We start from the raw sequence: 18,532 nt of genomic DNA, 5'->3' as shown, positions 1-18,532 counted from the left end.
GGGGCGCTGCCTTTTTCAATACCCTCATAAAAACAAAAAGTAAGAGTTGTTGTATGGAAACCGCTTCTCCTTTTCTGATTTCCCTGATCAAAGGGATCAATCGATTCAGTGATTGGACGGGTCGCTTCGTTTCCTGGTTCGTGTTGGCAATTGTGCTTATCACCTTTGTGGTGGTTGTGATGCGTTATGTGTTTAACACGGGCTCAGTGTTTATGCAGGAGTCCGTTCTCTATTTTCATAATTACGTGATTATGCTTGGGGCAGCTTACGCGCTGCTGAAAGGTGCTCACGTGCGCGTGGATATTTTCTATCGCCCGATGAGTGAAAAGAAAAAAGCCTTGGTAGACCTTTTTGGTTTTCTCTTTTTACTACTCCCAACCTGCTTGTTTATCTTTTATATCGCGTGGGATTACGTCTCTGCTTCGTGGGCCATTATGGAAGGTTCTCAGGAGGCAGGTGGTGTTGATGCGCGCTATATCTTTAAAACCAGTATTTTGTTGATGCCTGCGTTGGTGATTATTCAAGGTATTGCAGAATCATTGAGAGCTTTACTGACACTAACAGGCCACCAAGACTTGGCCAAACAATTAGAAGACCACGATGAGGAGCACGCACTATGACCGAGTTCCTCGCACTGGTCCTTTTCTTGTTTACCTTTGGTGTATTGCTGATAGGTTATCCAGTGGCGTTTTCACTGGGTGGCTCGGCATTATTGTTTGCTTTCATCGGCACTGTGACCGATGCTTTTGACCCAGCCTTCCTTGAGGCAATCCCTAACCGGATCTCTGGCACCTTATCTAACGAATTGTTAGTTGCTATCCCGCTGTTCATCTTTATGGGTGTGATGCTGGAGAAATCTAAAATCGCAGAAGATTTGCTCGATACCATGGGGCAGGTGTTTGGCGGATTAGCGGGTGGTTTGGGTATCTCAGTAACTATCGTAGGGATGCTGCTGGCGGCGAGTACCGGTATTGTTGGCGCGACCGTGGTAACCATGGGCTTGCTGTCTCTGCCTTCGATGATGAAGCGTGGTTATTGCCCACGTATCGCGACGGGAACGATTTGTGCCTCAGGTACGCTAGGGCAGATCATTCCGCCATCCATCGTGCTCGTGCTGCTGGGGGATGTGATATCTTCGGCGTACCAGCAGGCGCAGCTTGATCAGGGTATTTACTCTCCAGAGAGTGTTACTGTCGGTGACCTATTCCTCGGTGCGCTGATCCCTGGCTTTGTATTGGTGGGACTGTACATTGTGTACCTGATTGGTGTTGCGATTTTCCAACCGCATCGTGTTCCGCCGATCCCAGCTGAAGAACGCAAGGTAAGCAAAGAGTTGCTTGTTCAGGTTTTGACCGTACTGATCCCGCCTGTACTGCTGATTGTATTGGTTCTTGGCTCAATTCTGACAGGGGTTGCCACACCAACAGAAGCGGCCTCTGTGGGTTCCGTAGGTGCAATCATCCTTGCGGCCAGCAAGCGCATGTTTAACATCGCTATCCTCAAGGAAGTCATGCGTACCACCACAGAAGTGACTGCCATGGTCTTTATGATCTTGATTGGCGCGTCGCTGTTTGCGCTGGTATTCCGTGGTTTTGGCGGTGACGATATTGTTCGCGACTTCCTCACCAGCCTGCCGGGTGGTGTGTTTGGCGCGATGCTTTTAGTTATGCTGGTGTTGTTCCTGCTGGGCTTCTTTCTTGATTTCATCGAAATTACCTTTGTTGTCATCCCGATTGTTGCGCCAATACTTCTGACCATGGGTGTTGACCCGGTTTGGCTTGGCATCATGATCGCGCTGAATCTACAGACGTCATTCCTGACACCACCGTTTGGCTTCTCGCTGTTCTATCTGCGGGGTGTGGCACCGGACTCCATTTCAACCATGGATATCTACCGCGGTGTGATGCCGTTTATTGCCATCCAGATTCTGGTATTGATGATGTTGGCTTACTGGCCGTCACTGGCGACTTGGTTACCGGATTTGGTTTACGGCTAAGATTTGGTGTTTGCGTAAAACTGAAAGCCTCCTGCAAAGGAGGCTTTTTACTGTGTATCAGCAAGACCATAGTTTAGCTATGGAGTATCCCATACTACTATCTCAGTTTGAGGTTTTTGATTTAAATATGAGTCATGTGTTTTTATGCTGGGTCTACATTTAGAGTAATAAGCTTGAATATCGTTTCTTTAGTTTTTGGGAATGCGTCTGACCATTTTGATCCGCCCTCGCTTTTTTCTAGCTACTTTTCTGTTCATGCTTTTGCGTGTGGGGGCACTGCTGACAGTATTTGTGCTGACGGGTTGTCCTTTTTTAGTTTTATTGGATTCGGACGATTCTGCCGTTAGCGATTCAGATGTCAGCGTACTGGAAGCATTCAACCTCGTGTCAGTCTCCTCGGGTAATACTTCATCACCAGATGCGAATGTTGGGCGTGCCCTTTTTCTGTGGGAAGTTGCGACGAAAGATACCAGTACTTCCGTGACCTATACCGTATGTCAAAAGGATACAACTCAACCTCAGAATTGCTCACCGCTGATTAGTGTCAACAATGAATTCAGTTCATATGTTGATGTAGGTGGTGCACTTAAAGCCGCAGATAATGTTTACTTTGTTCTCGCACAAGCCGGGAGCGAATACCTTGCTTCGAATGAGCTTTCACTGGAAAGTGACGTGATCAATCAGCTTATCGGGTACTTTAAGGCCTCAAATGCTGGGGAGAATGATATCTATGGTGTAGCGGTTGCATTGAGTGATGATGGGGGGACACTCGCCGTCGGTGCGAAGCAGGAAGATTCGAATTGGTCAGGCATTAATGGAGATGAGTCGAATAACTCAAGTTCTAACTCAGGTGCTGTTTATTTGTATCGAAAATCAAACAGTACTTGGATAAAGGAAGCTTATATCAAACCCAATGTTGTTAACAATGAGGATGAGTTTGGTCGAGCTATTGCCCTTAGCAGTGATGGCAATACTTTGGTGGTCACAGCGCCTAATGAAGACTCAAACGCTTCAGGCGTAAATGGTGATGACACTAATAATTCCAGGGCACGATCCGGGGCTGTGTATATATTCCGCTTTGATTCTGGCTACTGGGTCCAGGAAGCCTATATCAAAGCTTCAGCCCCAAGGTATCAGTATTTCTTAGGGGGTGGCGTTTCTATGAGCAATGACGGCAACGTGGTGGTTGTATGTTCCCTCGGGGATGATTCCAACGCGACGGGTATCAATGGTGACGATAATGCCACGGGCAGCACAAACTCTGGTGCTATGCATGTTTTCAGATTCAGCAATGGTGGGTGGAGTCAAGATGCTTACATAAAAGCATCAAATACGGGGGCTGAAGATCGATTTTGTAGCTCAGTCTCTGTGAGTGGTGATGGCAACACGATAGCCGCCGGGGCAAAGTTTGAAGATTCTGATGCGACGGGAATTGATGGTTCGCAAGGTGACAGTGGCAATGACAATGGCGCAGCTTATGTGTTTCGTTACAGTGCAGGAAGTTGGAGCCAACAAGCTTATATTAAAGCGTCAAATTCAGGTAACACTGATGAGTTTGGTCATGCTGTATCGCTAGACGATACAGGAAATATGTTGGCTGTGTCGGCACCGAAGGAAGATTCTGATGGTATAGGAGTAAATGGAACGCAATCAAATAACCTGTCTACGAATACTGGTGCAGTATATCTATTTCGCTTCGATTCAGGTGCCTGGGTTCAAGAGGCATTTATTAAATTGAATTCTCCGGCGAATAATGACCAGTTGAGCAATGTAAACGTAAGTGGTGACGGGAATACGCTTGCTATCTTTTCTCAAGATGATTCTGGCTCCATTGGAATGAACGGTGAGGCTATTGATAGTTCTCAAAAAAACTCAGGGGCTGTGCATCTATACCAGTATCGTGATTCAAATTGGGAGTACGTCCATTATCTTAAATCAACGAATACAGAAAATTTTGATGGATTTGGTGCGAGTGGGATATCAATCAGTCAGGATGGTTCTTCGATAGCAGTGGGCGCTCAAGGTGAAGATGCGACGTCAATAAACATCAATGGTAATGCTGGTGTTAATGGCGCTTCAGGCTCAGGAGCAGTCTACCTCTTCTAAGATATTCTATTGCAAAAAGAAATACTTCTTGAGCACAAGTATTTTACACCAATACCAATGAGGGAGCTCTATATTGCGCTTGGAGAAAAAGAATCAGAACAGAGAGTGATATGTATATTTATCTTAAAATAGTCTTTTTTATGGCTGTACCTGTGTTGACGGGTTGTCCCGAATTAGTGCTATGGCAAGAGAGAAGCACGCCCAAGGATGAAGTAAGTTCATCATCTTTAAGTGCCTTTAATATTATCTCGGTTTCTCCAGCCAATTCTTCTTCCCCAACTGCTTACATTGGTAGGGTGGAATTTGAGTGGGATGCTGCAGGAGAAAATAACGAGTCTCCCATTTCCTACTCCATATGTCAGAAAGATCCCTCTCAGAGCCAAGGATGTTTGGAACTTGCATCTGTCACCAATGCACTGAGCCTGAATGTCGATATTGGTGGAGCCCTGAGCGCTGTTCAAGGTGATTATTTTATAAGAGCCTCCCGAGATGGATTACAGAAAGACTCGAACGAAATTTCTATTGTAAACACAGTAGCAAATCAGCTTATTGGCTACATCAAAGCATCAAACGCAGAAAGTCTGGACGAGTATGGGTCATCAATTGCACTGAGTGAGGATGGCAATACGCTCGTGGTCGGTGCGGCCAATGAGAGCTCAAATGCAACCGGCGTCAATGGAGATGAAGCGGATAACTCATCAGCCAGTTCTGGTGCTGTGTATGTCTATCGACGACAAGGCGGTGTCTGGTCAAAACAAGCGTATATCAAACCCTCGATACTGGATAGCGGAGACAACTTTGGTAAGAGCGTTTCGCTTAGCGCTGATGGAAACACCCTGTCAGTCACCGCCCCAGGCGAAGATTCTTCAACGAATAGTATCAACAGCGATGCTTCTGACAATGGTGGAGATGGCAATGGCGCAGTTTATGTCTTTCGGTATTCAGCTGGTACTTGGAACCAGCAAGCTTACATCAAGCCATCCAACTCAGGCTCGAGGGATGCGTTTGGGAATGCTGGCCAACTGAGTGAGGATGGGAATACGTTGGCAGTATGTGCAAGAAATGAAGACTCAAATGCGATAGGCATTGATGGTGATGGCTCCAATAATTTGGCTTCAAATTCGGGAGCTGTTTATGTTTTTCGGTTTGATGGCAGTGATTGGGCTCAAGACGCTTACATCAAGGCGTCTAATACCGAGGCAAATGACACCTTTTGTTTTGGTTTAGCGATAAGTGGTGATGGAAACACCCTTGCATCAGGAGCATGGTCAGAAGACTCCGACACCATTGGCATTGATGGGGACCAGTCAAATAACGATGCTGTTAACGCGGGAGCCGTTTATGTTTTTCGTTACGACTTGGCATTAGGGTGGCAGCAGGAATCTTATATTAAAGCGTCTAACACCGGAAATGGTGACAGGTTTGGTAATTTAGTCGATCTTAATCAAGACGGAACAGTGCTGGTTGCGACATCGTTTTATGAAGATTCTGATGGTTCTGGTGTCAATGGAGACCAGTCCAACAATGCATCAAGTAACTCCGGCGCTGCTTACGTGTTTAGATATAGTGCCGGAAGCTGGATGCAAGAAGCATTCATTAAAATGGAAAACGCAGACAGTTTTGACCGTTTTGGAGAATCGGTGGCGTTAAGCGGTGATGGGGGAACGCTTGTCATCGCATCGGCAGGGGATGACTCAAACGCTATTGGTATAGACGGGGAACAAACCGATAACTCGAACACAAATACCGGCTCGGCTGCCGTCTATCGCTATGATAATTCAGTGTGGACTTTCAGCCATTACCTCAAAGGAACCGCCACAGATGATGAAGATAATTTCGGAGCATCTATCGCCTTGAGTGAAGATGGCTCGCGTATCGCGATTAGTGCCGATCTTGAATCTTCTTCTGCCTTAGACATCAACGGTGATCCCACGGATAATAGTGCCACCAACTCAGGAGCTGTCTATCTCTTCTAGCTCCTTCAGTCATGTTGATTTTTGGCTTAATTAGATAACTCTTGCTTGACGCTGTAACCTCTCCAGTTTCTACTACGCTTTTTTATGCTTGTATTGTCCGGAGATGAAGTGGCATCTGCAGTTGATATCGCCATGTTGGCAGTGTTTATTCCCACGTTCTTTTTTGTATCGGTAACGCCGGGTATGTGCATGACTTTGGCAATGACCTTGGGCATGAGTATTGGTGTGCGCCGCAGCATGCATATGATGTGGGGTGAGTTAATTGGTGTGGGCTTGGTCTCGCTGGCATCCGTTGCTGGCGTGGCGGCGATCATGCTCAATTACCCAGAGCTTTTTGCGATTCTGAAGTACTTGGGTGGCGCTTATCTGTTTTACCTTGGCGTTCAGATGTGGCTATCTAAAGGGAAAATGGCGATTCCTCAGGACTTCAATTCAAACTCAGAAACGTCTCCGCTTACGCTAGCGATGCAAGGCTTCGTCACCGCCGTTGCCAACCCGAAAGGCTGGGCGTTTATGATTTCGCTGTTACCACCGTTTATTAACCCTTCACTCGCCTTAACGCCTCAGCTATCAGTGCTTATTGGAATCATCTTACTGACGGAGTTTGGTTGCCTGTTACTTTATGCGTCGGGTGGTCGCACACTACGTCATTTCCTGCAAAAAAGCGGTAACGTACGTATGATGAACCGCATCGCGGGCTCATTGATGATGGGCGTGGGTGTTTGGTTGGCGGTAGGCTGAAAAACCTAAACAATCAGTCTCTGTAAGTCTCTGCGATCTTTATAAAGTCTGATTGCATTTCAAACATAATATCGACCAACAGAGGGTCGAAATGCGAACCTCTGCCTTCCCGGATAATGTCAAACGCCTGGTCATTGGTCATCGCTGATTTGTAAATCCGCTTACTAACCAAAGCATCAAACACATCAGCAACCGCCATTAATCGGGCACTTAGCGGAATGTCTTCGCCCGCCAAACCCTGAGGATAGCCTGAGCCGTCCCACTTTTCATGGTGACCATAGGCGATTTCTTTCGCTGCGCTCAGGAATGGATAATGAGCGTCTACTTCTTCCTCCGCCTTCACTATCGCGTCGTAGCCAAGTTTGGCGTGAGTTTTCATGATCTCGAATTCATCGGCCGTCAGTTTGCCCGGTTTCAGCAAGATTGCGTCTGGGATACCGACTTTACCGATGTCATGAAGTGGCGCTGTTTTGAACACCATAGTGACGTATTCGGGCGTTACTATGTCAGGATATTTACCACGTAGATAGAGCTGGTCTGCAAGGATTTTTACATAGTACTGGGTACGAACAATGTGGTTACCGGTTTCCTGGTCGCGTGTCTCCGCCAAGCTTGCGAGTGCATTGATGGTAACATCCTGAATGACACTGAGTTCTTTAACCCGACGCTGAACTTCCGCTTCCAGAAATTCATTTTGATCATGCAAAAAATCTTTAGACGCTTTGTTCTCTAAATGGATGCGTATGCGAGCCATAGTGATGGGCGGGCTGAGAGGCTTTTTGATGTAGTCTGCCGCGCCAACAGAAAAGCCAAATTCCTGATCTTCGGCTTTTGACTTAGAAGTCAGAAAGATAACCGGAATATCACTTCCGCCTTTCTTGCCCTTGATTTGACGACACACTTCGTAGCCGTCCATGCCCGGCATGACGACATCCAACAAAATTAAGTCGATGGGAAATTTTTCAACGATGGCAAGGGCTGTTTGACCGTTGGTTGCCGCTTTTACCTCGTAATCCTCTTTGAGCATTTCACTCACGAATACAAGGTTCTCTGGAGTATCATCGACGACCAATATGGTTGCGCGCTTCTTTGAGTTGTTTTCCGGTGACACCATTAAAGGGTTCCTGAATCACTTTCCACTAATTCAATCCTAGGTCTACTCTTAATAATGTTCCAATTGTGAGTCGCATTATTTTAATTGAGACATGCAGTTACAGAGCGCGAAGGTGTGAAAGTAAAAGCACCTGTTTCGCGCCAAATACGAGCAGACTAAAACCTATGATCAAAAGCAGTTTATTGGGCGTAGACACGCTCAGCGGAAAGCTTTTCTCAGGAATTATCTCAAAGGCGGGCAATGTGGTGAGCAGAACACAATACCGGGCCGTCATTGTGGCGGTTTTAACACTGCTGCCAATATCACTGAGGGCAGAGGAAGAGCATGGCTACTTGTCTTCAACTTCTCTGCCACCAGCAGGGGATGGCGTCAGCCTACTGCCCCTTCTTACGGGCATTATCCTCATGCTCTTGGTGGCTGTGGTCCGTGGGGCTATCACCATCAAAAGCCTTCAGGCGCAAATTAAAGAGCAACGCCAGCTAATCCGGCAAACAGAGAAAGATCTTTCTATTGCTAAACGTTCAGCGCGCGTGGCACATCAGGCTAAGAGAGACTTCCTATCTAACATGTCCCATGAGCTCAGAACGCCTCTGAATGCGATTCTAGGAATGTCCCAACTTGCGATGGACAGCGGTCTTGAAGGAAAGCAGCAGCGCTATATCAAAAGGGTGATCAGCTCAGCGAATTCATTGCTTGATGCGGTAAATGACGTACTTGATTTCACCAATGTCAAAGCCGGAAACCTCCATATCGAATGGGTCGAGTGCAACCTGGAAACTATTCTTACGCCCGTTGCCGATGCATTAGGCGAGCGTGCACAGGAAAAAGATGTGTTGTTCTGCGTCAACCTCGATATGGCAATACCCAAAATAATCGATGCCGATTCGGTGCGTTTGACTCAAGTACTGATGGCGATTGGGGACAATGCGGTCAAGTTCACTGAGGAGGGAGAGGTGACGCTCTCTGTTACTCTAGAGTCCTGCCGTGAATCTGACGTAAAAATCCGCTTTACCATCCGTGACACCGGCATCGGTATCCGCCGCAAAGAACTGGACTCGCTATTTCAGCCTTTTTCTCAGTCAGATACATCAACGTCGCGCGAGCATGGCGGTCGAGGCCTTGGGCTAACCCTTGCACGCGAATTGGTTTCGCTCATGGGGGGGGAGCTTCAGGCGGATAGTAGGCTGGGTGACGGCAGTGTTTTCTCGTTCACCTTACCGTGTCAGTCAGGCCTTCGTGAAACGTCGAGACTTGGCGGCGCTTGGGCAAGGGCGTTGACCGCCAAGAGCGTATTGATTGTGTCGCCAAATGCCACCCTTCGAAACAACATCAAGGAGCCTTTGGTTTTTGCAGGCGCGAATGTCAGTCAATGCCGTGATGTGGCTGACATCGAACACAGTAAACACAGTATCGAACGAGGTGCCTACGAGCACGTGGTGGTAGATTGGGATTCAGTCACGGCGGATATGAAGTCCAGTATTTCGACCATTTTTAACAGCCTGTCGCGGGAGCAATCTGTGCTGCTTCTGTGCGGGAAAAAACATTGTCTGGATATCCCGGATACCAGACCAAACTTTGCCTTCAATTGGACCACCACGCCGGTACTCCCATCTAAATTCATGCGTGCCTTAACCGAAGAAGCGCGCACGATCAAACCCATTAAAAATGGGCGTTCTGAACTACCAGAGCTAGAGCTGGAAGACATCCCGGAAGAAGAAGTCGCCATTATGGATAAGGTGGTGCTACTGGTTGAAGATAACCTCATCAATCAGGAAGTCGCGCTGGGCGCTATGGAAGCTCTGCCAGTGAGCGTGTTGGTTGCAGATAATGGCGCGGAAGCTATCGACATGGTGAAAGAGCATCATATCGATATCATCTTGATGGACATGCAAATGCCAGTAGTGGATGGGGTAACGGCTACCCGGACTATTCGTCAGGAACTCGACATGAAGTCCTTGCCAATACTTGCCATGACGGCGAATACCGACGCCCACGATGTAGCTGCCTGTCGTGAGGCTGGTATGAATGAGCACCTAGCAAAACCGATTAACTTTGAATTGCTTCACACAAAGCTAATTGAATGGCTCACAAAAGATGAACACGAAGAGAAGAAATCTGAGGCGCCGACTGAACAGGTTGTGGTTTCATCACTTGCAGAGCCAGAGCCAGAGCCAGAGCCAGAGCCAGAGCCAGAGCCAGAGCCAGAGCCAGAGCCAGAGCCAGAGCCAGAGCCAGAGCCAGAGCCAGAGCCAGAGCCAGAGCCAGAGCCAGAAAAAACACAGCACACCACGGAAGTAAACGCAGAGGCAAATGCAAATACCAATGCGACGACGGAAGGGGAAGAGACCGCCGCCGAACCACTGGAACCCAAAGGGGAGTCAGATGCAGAGCAGGAATCTGCAGATGCTGAACGGACCCGAAGGAGAGTCAACATGGAATACGATGACACAATGTTTGACCTTATGGTCGATAACGTACCAGGTATTAATCTCGGCGAAGGGGTACAGCGACTGGGCGGCAATAAAGCCAAATATCTTAAAATCTTGTCGCTTTTCCTGACCTCTCAGAAAACGGCGATGGAGCAGTTACTGTCTGATGCAGACAACAGCGAAAAAGCGATATTAGCCCATTCATGTAAAGGGGCGGGAAGTAATATTGGTGCCGATGAAATCGCCAAGATAGCTTCCGGACTTGAGGACAAATACAACTCGGGCGAAGCTGTCACTGAAGCGGATGTGAATGAACTGAAAAACCTGATCACGGCTGCTATTGATAAATTTGATGAAATCGCTTTAAGCTCAGCGTCAGTGGAAGATGAGCCAGCCGTCCAAGAAGAAATTAAGCCATTAGATGCGTATCTGATTGAACAAATAAATGCTTTACAGACAAGCCTACAAGAGTTTGATATAGGCGTGCAGGATAAGATGTCTTCGCTGTCAAAAGACCTTCCACATTGGTGCAACCAGCTCGATGAGTTCAAGCGTCTGCAGGAGTCAATCAATCAGTTCGACTTCCTGACAGCAGAAGAGCATCTTAAGGCACTGAAGAAGAAAACCGGATAACCCCGTTTGCTCTCAAGTGAACATAAAAAAGCCGACGCGATTGCGTCGGCTTTTCTTCCAGAAGTCAGAGAGCTTATTCAGCTACGGCTTCTGCATCTTCCGCTTGTTTTGCCTGAATCGCAGTCAGTGCAACGGTGTAAACGATGTCGTCTACCAGTGCGCCACGAGACAGGTCGTTAACAGGCTTACGCATACCTTGAAGCATTGGACCGATTGAAACCAGATCCGCTGAACGCTGTACCGCTTTGTAAGTGGTGTTACCAGTGTTCAGGTCTGGGAATACGAATACGGTCGCTTTACCTGCTACTGGAGAGTTTGGCGCTTTAGAAGCTGCCACGTTTTCCATGATAGCGGCGTCGTACTGCAGAGGACCGTCGATCATCAGATCAGGACGTTTCTGCTGAGCAATCAGTGTTGCTTCGCGTACTTTCTCAACGTCTGCACCCTGACCAGAGGTACCGGTAGAGTACGAGATCATTGCTACGCGAGGTTCAATGCCGAATGCCGCTGCAGAATCTGCAGACTGGATAGCGATTTCAGCCAGTTGCTCTGCATTTGGATCTGGGTTGATCGCACAGTCACCGTATACCAACACCTGGTCAGGCAGCAGCATGAAGAACACAGAAGATACCAGAGACGCACTTGGCGCAGTCTTGATGATTTGCAGCGGTGGACGGATGGTGTTTGCGGTTGTGTGAACCGCACCAGATACCAGACCGTGTACTTCGTTCGCTTCCAACATCATAGTACCCAGTACTACGGTGTCTTCCAGTTGCTCACGCGCAACCACTTCGGTCATGCCTTTGCTCTTACGCAGTTCAACCAGACGTGCAACGTACTGCTCACGCACTGCTTCAGGGTCGATGATGGTGACGCCAGAGCCCAGAACCACGCCTTGTTGGTCAGCAACACGCTTGATTTCTTCTGGGTTACCCAGCAGCACACATTCCGCAATTTTACGCTCAGCACAGATGGCCGCTGCTTTGACGGTGCGTGGCTCGTCACCTTCTGGCAGAACGATACGCTTAGCCGCTTTACGAGCCAGCTCAGTCAGCTGGTAACGGAATGCTGGTGGGCTAAGGCGACGTACACGTGCAGCGCCTTCAGACAGAGACTCAATCCAGTTGCCGTCAACGTGTGCAGCAACGTGGTTTTGAACGAACTCTACACGCTCTTTATCGTCAGCTGGAACTTCGAGACTGAAGCTTTGCAGGTTCAGAGACGTCTGCCAGGTGTTACCCGCAGTGGTGAACACTGGCAGGCCAGCTTGGAATGCGCGTTCGCACAGACCGTTCAGTTGTTCTGGGATGCTGTAGCCGCCAGTCAGCAGCAGAGCACCGATTTCCAGGCCATTCATCGCTGCCAGACACGCTGCAACGATAACGTCAGGACGGTCAGCAGAAGTCACCAGCAGAGAACCTGCGCGGAAGTGTTCAACCATGTTAGGGATTGAACGCGCACAGAAAGTGATGCCCTTGATGCGGCGAGTGTTAATTTCACCTTCGTTGATGATTTCAGCATTCAGGTGCTTCGCCAGATCGCTAGCACGTGTTGCAATCAGGTCGATGCTCCAAGGCACACAACCCAGAACGCGGATTGGGCTGGAGTTGAAGATCTCCATCACTTCAACATTGCTGCCTTTCGCCGCATTGTTGTCGTCGAAGATGTCAGACAGATCAGGACGGGTACGACCTTGCTCATCAACCGGTGCGCCGTGTTTGTTGATCACAACGCCTGCAATGTTTGAGTTCTTGCTACCACCGAAGTTAGATACTGCAACTTCAATGCGCTCTTTCAGTTGCGCAGGGTTGTCAGTACCTGGAGTGGTGATGAACACGATTTCCGCATCCAGCGTTTTTGCGATTTCGTAGTTAACCTGGTTCGCAAACGGATGGTTACGGGTAGGTACCAGACCTTCAATCAGCGCGACTTCTGCTTCAGCAGTCGCTTCTTTGAAGCGGGCGATGATTTCTTCCATCAGCACGTCAGTCTGATCGGTACGGATCAGCGCTTCAGCGTTTGCCATGGTCAGTGGCTCTGCCACTTTCATGTCGCTGTTTGCTTCGATGATGGTTGTTGTAAGGTCAGGCTGGTTATCGCCATGGCGAGGCTGAGCGATAGGCTTGAAAAATGAGACGCGAAGGCCCTTTTGTTCCATCGCACGCAGTACACCCAGGCTAACGCTGGTCAGACCGACACCTGTGCCGATTGGAATGAGCATAATAGTACGGGACACGCTTGATTCCTCTTTACTATGTAGGGACCAAAACCCACATACACGGGTTTTGTTAATAATTCAGTTTGGCAGATAGTCAGATAATTTTGCCAAATTGAAACGGCTGACCACATTGATCAGCCGTATGTTTGCATCAAATGGCGATTAGATTTCAGCCAGACGTGCAGTGTCTTGTGCGATAACCAGCTCTTCATTGGTAGAGATAACCATCGCTGGAACACGGCTGCTATCAGTAGTGATAACGCCTTCGCCGCCAAAACGAGCTTTCAGGTTGCGCTCTTGGTCAACTTCAACACCCAGCAGAGCAAGACGGTTCAGAACCAGCTCACGGATTGGGCCAGAGTTCTCGCCGATACCGCCAGTGAACACGATCGCGTCCAGACGGCCGTCAAGGCATGCAGTGTAGCTAGCTACGTATTTCGCCAGACGGTGACAGAAGACGTCCATTGCGCGAGTTGCTTCTTCTTTCGCACCGTAGTTGTCTTCAACGAAACGGCAGTCAGAAGTCACTTCGGTCAGACCCATCAGGCCAGACTCTTTGGTCAGCATGCTGTTGATTTGCTCAACGCTGTAACCCAGTGCATCGTGCAGGTGGAAGATGATTGCTGGATCCAGGTCACCAGAGCGGGTACCCATTACCAGACCTTCAAGAGGAGTCATACCCATAGAGGTATCTACAGATTTACCGTTCTTGATTGCACACACAGATGCGCCGTTACCCAGATGACAGTTGATGATGTTCAGTTCTTCAACTGGCTTATCAAGCTGTGCAGCTGCTTCTTGAGCGATGAAGTAGTGAGAAGTACCGTGCATGCCGTAACGACGGATACCGTGCTCTTTGTAGAGCTTGTATGGCAGTGCGTACAGGAACGCTTCTTCAGGCATGGTCTGGTGGAACGCAGTGTCGAATACCGCGACGTTTTTCAGGGTAGGGAATGCTGCTTTCGCCGCTTCAATACCTACCAGATGCGCAGGGTTGTGCAGAGGTGCGAAGCTTGCTGCGTCTTCGATACCTTTAAGTACTGAATCACAGATCAGTGCAGACTTAGTGAACTGCTCGCCGCCGTGAACAACACGGTGACCGATTGCGCCAAGGTTTTCAGCCAGTTCTGGTTTAGAAGCCAGAATGGTTTCAACGATGAAGCTCAGTGCTTCTTTGTGCGCAGCACCTTCGCCCAGTTGAGCTTCGTGTTTGCCGTCCAATTTCCACTTAATGCGTGCTTCTGGCAGGTGCAGACATTCTGCCAGACCTGACAGGTGCTCATCACCTGATTGTGCGTCGATGATTGCGAATTTCAGCGAAGAGCTGCCGCAGTTAAGAACAAGAACCAGCTTAGACATTTGAGACTACCTATTCGTGTAAAGTAGATGGTGTTTACTAATCGGAGAAGGATAGTTGATTAACATCACACTAACCGTCCCAGAAAAACTTTTAGCAAAATTTGTCGCGGAATAGATACATCGCTCATCAGTCCTTTGATAGATACCCACTGTGCCGCGCCCAACCTACGTTTGGTCACATGACTGGCTATGCCGCTTATCTGTCACATCAGTGACTGATTCGTGAAGATTTCGCGTATAGAACCTTGTGACTCAACATGGTTTGAGCTTCATGGTGTGATTGCTTCATTTTTTGAAACAGTTTTTTGCCACACCGGTCAACATATCCGGGTACGCAACGAAAAACGCCAGACAGATTGTCCTACAGGCCCACCATCTTTGGTGATTTGTTGCGCTGCCGGTCATCCATTTGGCGTTTCAGTGGTTGCGAGATAATCAAATCCGAGCAACAATTGATTTAGGTCGGCTAAGTCTAGCGATACTTGCGCCAGATAACAAAAATTTTTGAGTATTAATTGATTTGAATTAATGTTTATCAACTTTGTTTTAAAGATTGCAGCAAGTTTTTAGCCGATGATACAGAGACATCGCTTGAGAGGTATGCGCCATATGAGTAATAAATCAATGTGGAACGCGTTCCGTGATGGTCAGAAGTACATGACGGAATGGCCGGTTCGAAAAGAGCTGGCACCGATGTTCCCGGAAAACCGAGTAATCCGTGCAACCCAGTTTGCGATTAAAGTGATGCCTGCTGTTGCCGTCATCAGCGTTTTGATGCAAATGGCCTTCAATAACTACTCAGGTTTGCCGCAAGCCATGATCATGGCTTTGTTTGCACTGAGTTTGCCGCTACAAGGTATGTGGTGGTTGGGGAAACGCCGCGAAACACAACTGCCTCCTGCGCTGGCGGGTTGGTATCGCGAATTGCATGAGAAGATTGTCAGCGAAGGTGGGGCCGTGCAGCCAATGAAAAGCCGCCCACGCTACAAAGAGCTGGCTCAAACCCTGAACCGCGCATTTAAACAGCTAGATAAGTCCTCGCTGGAACGCTGGTTCTAACTTTGCCCGAAAGAAAAAACGCCTCGGCTTGTGCTGGGGCGTTTTTGTTTTTATACAAATCGTAGTAAATGTCTGCTCATACTAGCTTGTTAAAATGCTCGATAACTGCGCTGAAAAATTTGATTGTAGAGTAACTACTTATCGAAATTTTTCGCCTTGTTCCCGAGCATTTTTCCTGCGCTATTTCTGATCAGCTGCCTACTGTGATTGGTATTAGTTGGCATCCAATCGCGTGAAAGCTTGCTCGCTCGCGCTGATAAGCGTGGCTTCGTCAGCGATCCAGCCTACGCCGTTTCGGGTGAGAAGGTGGTAAACACCATCAGGCATTTGAAAAATACCTTCAACGCCATCTTGAGTCTTTGTCAGGCTGCCGGCAGGTTGGCCTTTGTTATCAAAGAATACCCAGTTGGTGGCGCCATGTTCCCAATATTCCTGTTGCGTGACGATTACCTGCTGACGGCTTTCTCCCAACTTGGGCAAGGTAAAGCGCTGCCCAACCTCCAGTGTTTCAAGTAAGGACTCATCAAACTCGATAAAGTGCTCTTCACTGAGCGACACGACTGCCCCATAGTTTTCAAACACAGACTTGGCAGAAGATACAGGCTGCCAAAGGGTTATCTCTGCATCAAAAAACACTGGGGTGGTTTCTTCTTTTGGCGCTGGTTCGTCGCTGTTGCTCGCTGGTGGAAGGGTCGCAACGTCTGCCAAATATTCATCCACGGAGTCGGATTCCGGGGCCATAATGTGAATGCTGGCTGCTTCATTGCTTTGTGTTGAAGAGACAGCAGCAGAAATGGTCGGCCCTGCTTTGTCTGCTGGTATCGAAACACGCGAAGAGTCGGGGATAGAGGCCCCCGAATCTTCAACGACAATGGCGACACTTTCATCGGGCGCGGCAGGCTCAAGCAGCCTGATAGCGAAGAAAATCAGGATTCCAGCCAGTGCCAGAAAAATCAGTGACGTTTTCACTGAGCACCTTTCTCTACATCAAGCTTGAAGCTCAGCAGCTTATTAAAGTCAGAGTGCCAACCGCGTGCGCGGATGTTAAACAAGGTTTCATAATCACCGACAGGAAGAGTGGCATTGTCTTCTGGATGGTAAGAGACTCGTAGCTGCCCGTAATTTGCACCATTGGAGCAATAAACACCATTGTTCATCACGCTCCAGCCACAGCCAACATAACGGGATGCGCGCAGTGTAACAGTGGCCGATTCTTTGGTGTTTTTGTTGATGGCAGGTACGTCCAGTGATGTCCAGGTGTTGAAGTGTCCGCTCCAAACCCTGCCGCTTACATTACTTTGAACGTTACCTTCAGGCAAGTAATAGACCGAGCCGTTGACCGTGCTGTCATAGCGAATAGTCGTTGCAGCAGAAAATGCAGTGACGGTGCCTTCCAACGCTGAATCACTGCCGACAAGGATATTGGCTTTCAGCGCAATGTCAGCGTTGTAGCTGTGATCATGCCAGCCTTTTGCTGCGAGGGAGAAATCGGCTTGATACAAGCCAGCAGGCGCAGCAGCGTTGTCGTTGGCATCAAACCAAACTTTTAAGCCGCCTTTGCTTGCATCCGGTGAACAGTAGACGCCATTGTTCATTTCACCCCAGCCACACCAAGTCTGACGTTGGGCACGGAGTTTGATGTTATGGGTTTGACCTGTCGTTTGGTTCACCATAGGCACGGAAAGTGCCGAGAAGCCTCTTGGATAAGCCCACTTGCGGGAGGTGGGGCCAGAAACATTGTTGCCAGCGAGGTAATAGACAGTACCTTTTACCCGCGCTTCCACATCATTCAAAACCACATTCTCGGTTTCGGTCAATGTGCGGGAGCGGGTGACTGTGCTGATTTCCGGGTAGGTTTTCTTCATCCAGTCTTGATACGGTGCGACGCGGCCATGGCCTGACTGGCGGCCATTCCACCCCGCCCACCATGAAGTGACCCCCACACCGATAAACTGGCCTTCACGCCATTGCCAAGTAGTGGAACCGCTATCACCTGGCGCACCAAACGCCCAGGCTTCTTCTGTGTTGGCTGGATTTCGCAGACAGCCACCAACATCGCGTGAAATATGCCCTAAACCATACGCACGGCCGCTGGAAACTTTCCCAAGGCTAGGGGTGCCTTGAATACCGTAGCCTGCGAGCGTCATAGGTTTTCCAACGTATTGATTGAAATCTGGTGCGTCAGCAATCACGGGTTGGGGAACTGCACCACCTTTCGCATTTATCGGTGAAGTGAGCAGAGGAGCCTTAACTATTGCAATGTCAGAGTGGCAGCCCGTGTAGCCGATAAAGTGGGTCGTCGCAGTGCCTGAAGCTATCAGCCTGCCGTCTCCGGTGCGAAAGGAGACATTCTGTCCGGTATAGACTGACTCCTGAGCTTTGTTATCACCCTGCACACAGTGAGCGGCGGTGAGGATGACGGCTTTGTCTCCTTCATTACCCAGCCAGGTGGCAGTACAAAGCGCGCCGCCTGCAATGATACGGCCTACGGCGTCGAATCTTTGTTCACGCGAGATTTGATTTAAGTGGTCATAAACTTTTCTGACGGTGGCTTGATCGTTTGAGAGTGAGCCACCAAGTTCGATGAACTTGGCGTCACTGATACCAACGGCGAAAGCCTGAGAAGAAAGGGTGAGCATTCCCAATGAAATGCAGTGCGCGACTGTGCGGTTTAGGGAAGGGTTTTGCTTCAGATTATTTTTATTAAACATAATACTAGCGACTGTCCATGTGAAAGTTCGGCCAATAGTAGATGGAGGGCATTGGGGCTATTTTCTTAATAACGTATGAAATTAAGCGCTTTCTCAGTCAGTCTTTTGTTATACGGAAGTGCAGCGAGTCTCTAATGCCCGTCTGGTATCCTAATAGATATGTGATGCAGGGCAGTTTGGGGGCGAACCT

General features: G+C 48.7%; 12 protein-coding genes. 7 read left to right on the top strand and 5 right to left on the bottom strand.

Going from position 1 to position 18,532, the window contains the following annotated elements; genetic code table 11:
* The first annotated feature begins 53 nt into the window (after positions 1 to 53).
* The 5 genes from K6Q96_RS12835 to K6Q96_RS12815 all read left to right on the top strand — a co-directional run bounded on the left by K6Q96_RS12835 (position 54) and on the right by K6Q96_RS12815 (position 6,819).
* Positions 54 to 620, top strand: a complete 567-nt coding sequence (locus K6Q96_RS12835) for a TRAP transporter small permease subunit (protein WP_251876255.1) — start codon at positions 54 to 56, stop codon at positions 618 to 620.
* Positions 617 to 1,996, top strand: coding sequence for a TRAP transporter large permease (locus K6Q96_RS12830; protein WP_251876253.1), 1,380 nt, complete (start codon positions 617 to 619; stop codon positions 1,994 to 1,996). Before K6Q96_RS12835 ends, K6Q96_RS12830 begins: the two co-directional genes overlap by 4 nt.
* Positions 1,997 to 2,197: 201 nt before the next feature.
* The gene (locus K6Q96_RS12825; RefSeq protein ID WP_251876251.1) at positions 2,198 to 4,102 is read left to right on the top strand and encodes an FG-GAP repeat protein; all 1,905 of its coding nucleotides are present in this window, start codon (positions 2,198 to 2,200) and stop codon (positions 4,100 to 4,102) included.
* 110 nt (positions 4,103 to 4,212) lie between these two features.
* Entirely contained in the window at positions 4,213 to 6,078 is a 1,866-nt protein-coding gene (locus tag K6Q96_RS12820) for an FG-GAP repeat protein (RefSeq protein WP_251876249.1), read from the top strand.
* Between the two features lie 84 nt (positions 6,079 to 6,162).
* Positions 6,163 to 6,819, top strand: coding sequence for a LysE family translocator (locus K6Q96_RS12815; protein WP_434802146.1), 657 nt, complete (start codon positions 6,163 to 6,165; stop codon positions 6,817 to 6,819).
* Between the two features lie 13 nt (positions 6,820 to 6,832).
* Here K6Q96_RS12815 and K6Q96_RS12810 read toward each other — a convergent pair whose 3' ends face one another.
* Positions 6,833 to 7,933 (bottom strand): response regulator, encoded by a 1,101-nt coding sequence (locus tag K6Q96_RS12810; RefSeq protein ID WP_251876247.1) that lies wholly within the window; start codon positions 7,931 to 7,933, stop codon positions 6,833 to 6,835.
* A 164-nt stretch (positions 7,934 to 8,097) separates the two neighbouring features.
* Here K6Q96_RS12810 and K6Q96_RS12805 point away from each other — a divergent pair, with 164 nt between their 5' ends.
* Positions 8,098 to 10,995 (top strand): ATP-binding protein, encoded by a 2,898-nt coding sequence (locus tag K6Q96_RS12805; RefSeq protein WP_251876245.1) that lies wholly within the window; start codon positions 8,098 to 8,100, stop codon positions 10,993 to 10,995.
* 73 nt (positions 10,996 to 11,068) lie between these two features.
* Here K6Q96_RS12805 and pta read toward each other — a convergent pair whose 3' ends face one another.
* Positions 11,069 to 13,216, bottom strand: a complete 2,148-nt coding sequence (gene pta / locus K6Q96_RS12800) for a phosphate acetyltransferase (protein WP_251879644.1) — start codon at positions 13,214 to 13,216, stop codon at positions 11,069 to 11,071.
* Between the two features lie 159 nt (positions 13,217 to 13,375).
* Complete coding sequence (locus K6Q96_RS12795) at positions 13,376 to 14,572, bottom strand: acetate kinase (protein ID WP_165014979.1); 1,197 nt, start codon at positions 14,570 to 14,572, stop codon at positions 13,376 to 13,378.
* 609 nt (positions 14,573 to 15,181) lie between these two features.
* Between K6Q96_RS12795 and yfbV the strand changes: the two genes are divergently transcribed.
* Positions 15,182 to 15,631, top strand: a complete 450-nt coding sequence (yfbV, locus tag K6Q96_RS12790; RefSeq protein WP_039850371.1) for a terminus macrodomain insulation protein YfbV — start codon at positions 15,182 to 15,184, stop codon at positions 15,629 to 15,631.
* Positions 15,632 to 15,844: 213 nt separating this feature from the next.
* On the opposite strand, the gene K6Q96_RS12785 is transcribed toward yfbV, so the two are convergent.
* Positions 15,845 to 16,600 carry a protease inhibitor BamI-like protein gene (locus K6Q96_RS12785; RefSeq protein ID WP_251876243.1) on the bottom strand — a complete coding sequence of 252 codons (756 nt, stop codon included), beginning with the start codon at positions 16,598 to 16,600 and terminating at the stop codon, positions 15,845 to 15,847.
* Entirely contained in the window at positions 16,597 to 18,342 is a 1,746-nt protein-coding gene (locus K6Q96_RS12780) for a trypsin-like peptidase domain-containing protein (RefSeq protein WP_251876241.1), read from the bottom strand. Before K6Q96_RS12780 ends, K6Q96_RS12785 begins: the two co-directional genes overlap by 4 nt.
* Between the last annotated feature and the right edge of the window lie 190 nt (positions 18,343 to 18,532).

This window comes from Grimontia kaedaensis, from assembly GCF_023746615.1.
Classification (GTDB): domain Bacteria; phylum Pseudomonadota; class Gammaproteobacteria; order Enterobacterales; family Vibrionaceae; genus Enterovibrio; species Enterovibrio kaedaensis.
This window is presented reverse-complemented; position numbering and strand designations above follow the sequence as displayed.

What these genes read in the sequence shown, in the direction of transcription:
- K6Q96_RS12835 (WP_251876255.1), top strand. Translation starts at nt 54, where the DNA reads ATGGAAACCGCTTCTCCTTTTCTGATTTCCCTGATCAAAGGGATCAAT.
- K6Q96_RS12830 (WP_251876253.1), top strand. Translation starts at nt 617, where the DNA reads ATGACCGAGTTCCTCGCACTGGTCCTTTTCTTGTTTACCTTTGGTGTA.
- K6Q96_RS12825 (WP_251876251.1), top strand. Translation starts at nt 2,198, where the DNA reads ATGCGTCTGACCATTTTGATCCGCCCTCGCTTTTTTCTAGCTACTTTT.
- K6Q96_RS12820 (WP_251876249.1), top strand. Translation starts at nt 4,213, where the DNA reads ATGTATATTTATCTTAAAATAGTCTTTTTTATGGCTGTACCTGTGTTG.
- K6Q96_RS12815 (WP_434802146.1), top strand. Translation starts at nt 6,163, where the DNA reads ATGCTTGTATTGTCCGGAGATGAAGTGGCATCTGCAGTTGATATCGCC.
- K6Q96_RS12810 (WP_251876247.1), bottom strand. Translation starts at nt 7,933, where the DNA reads ATGGTGTCACCGGAAAACAACTCAAAGAAGCGCGCAACCATATTGGTC.
- K6Q96_RS12805 (WP_251876245.1), top strand. Translation starts at nt 8,098, where the DNA reads ATGATCAAAAGCAGTTTATTGGGCGTAGACACGCTCAGCGGAAAGCTT.
- pta (WP_251879644.1), bottom strand. Translation starts at nt 13,216, where the DNA reads ATGCTCATTCCAATCGGCACAGGTGTCGGTCTGACCAGCGTTAGCCTG.
- K6Q96_RS12795 (WP_165014979.1), bottom strand. Translation starts at nt 14,572, where the DNA reads ATGTCTAAGCTGGTTCTTGTTCTTAACTGCGGCAGCTCTTCGCTGAAA.
- yfbV (WP_039850371.1), top strand. Translation starts at nt 15,182, where the DNA reads ATGAGTAATAAATCAATGTGGAACGCGTTCCGTGATGGTCAGAAGTAC.
- K6Q96_RS12780 (WP_251876241.1), bottom strand. Translation starts at nt 18,342, where the DNA reads ATGTTTAATAAAAATAATCTGAAGCAAAACCCTTCCCTAAACCGCACA.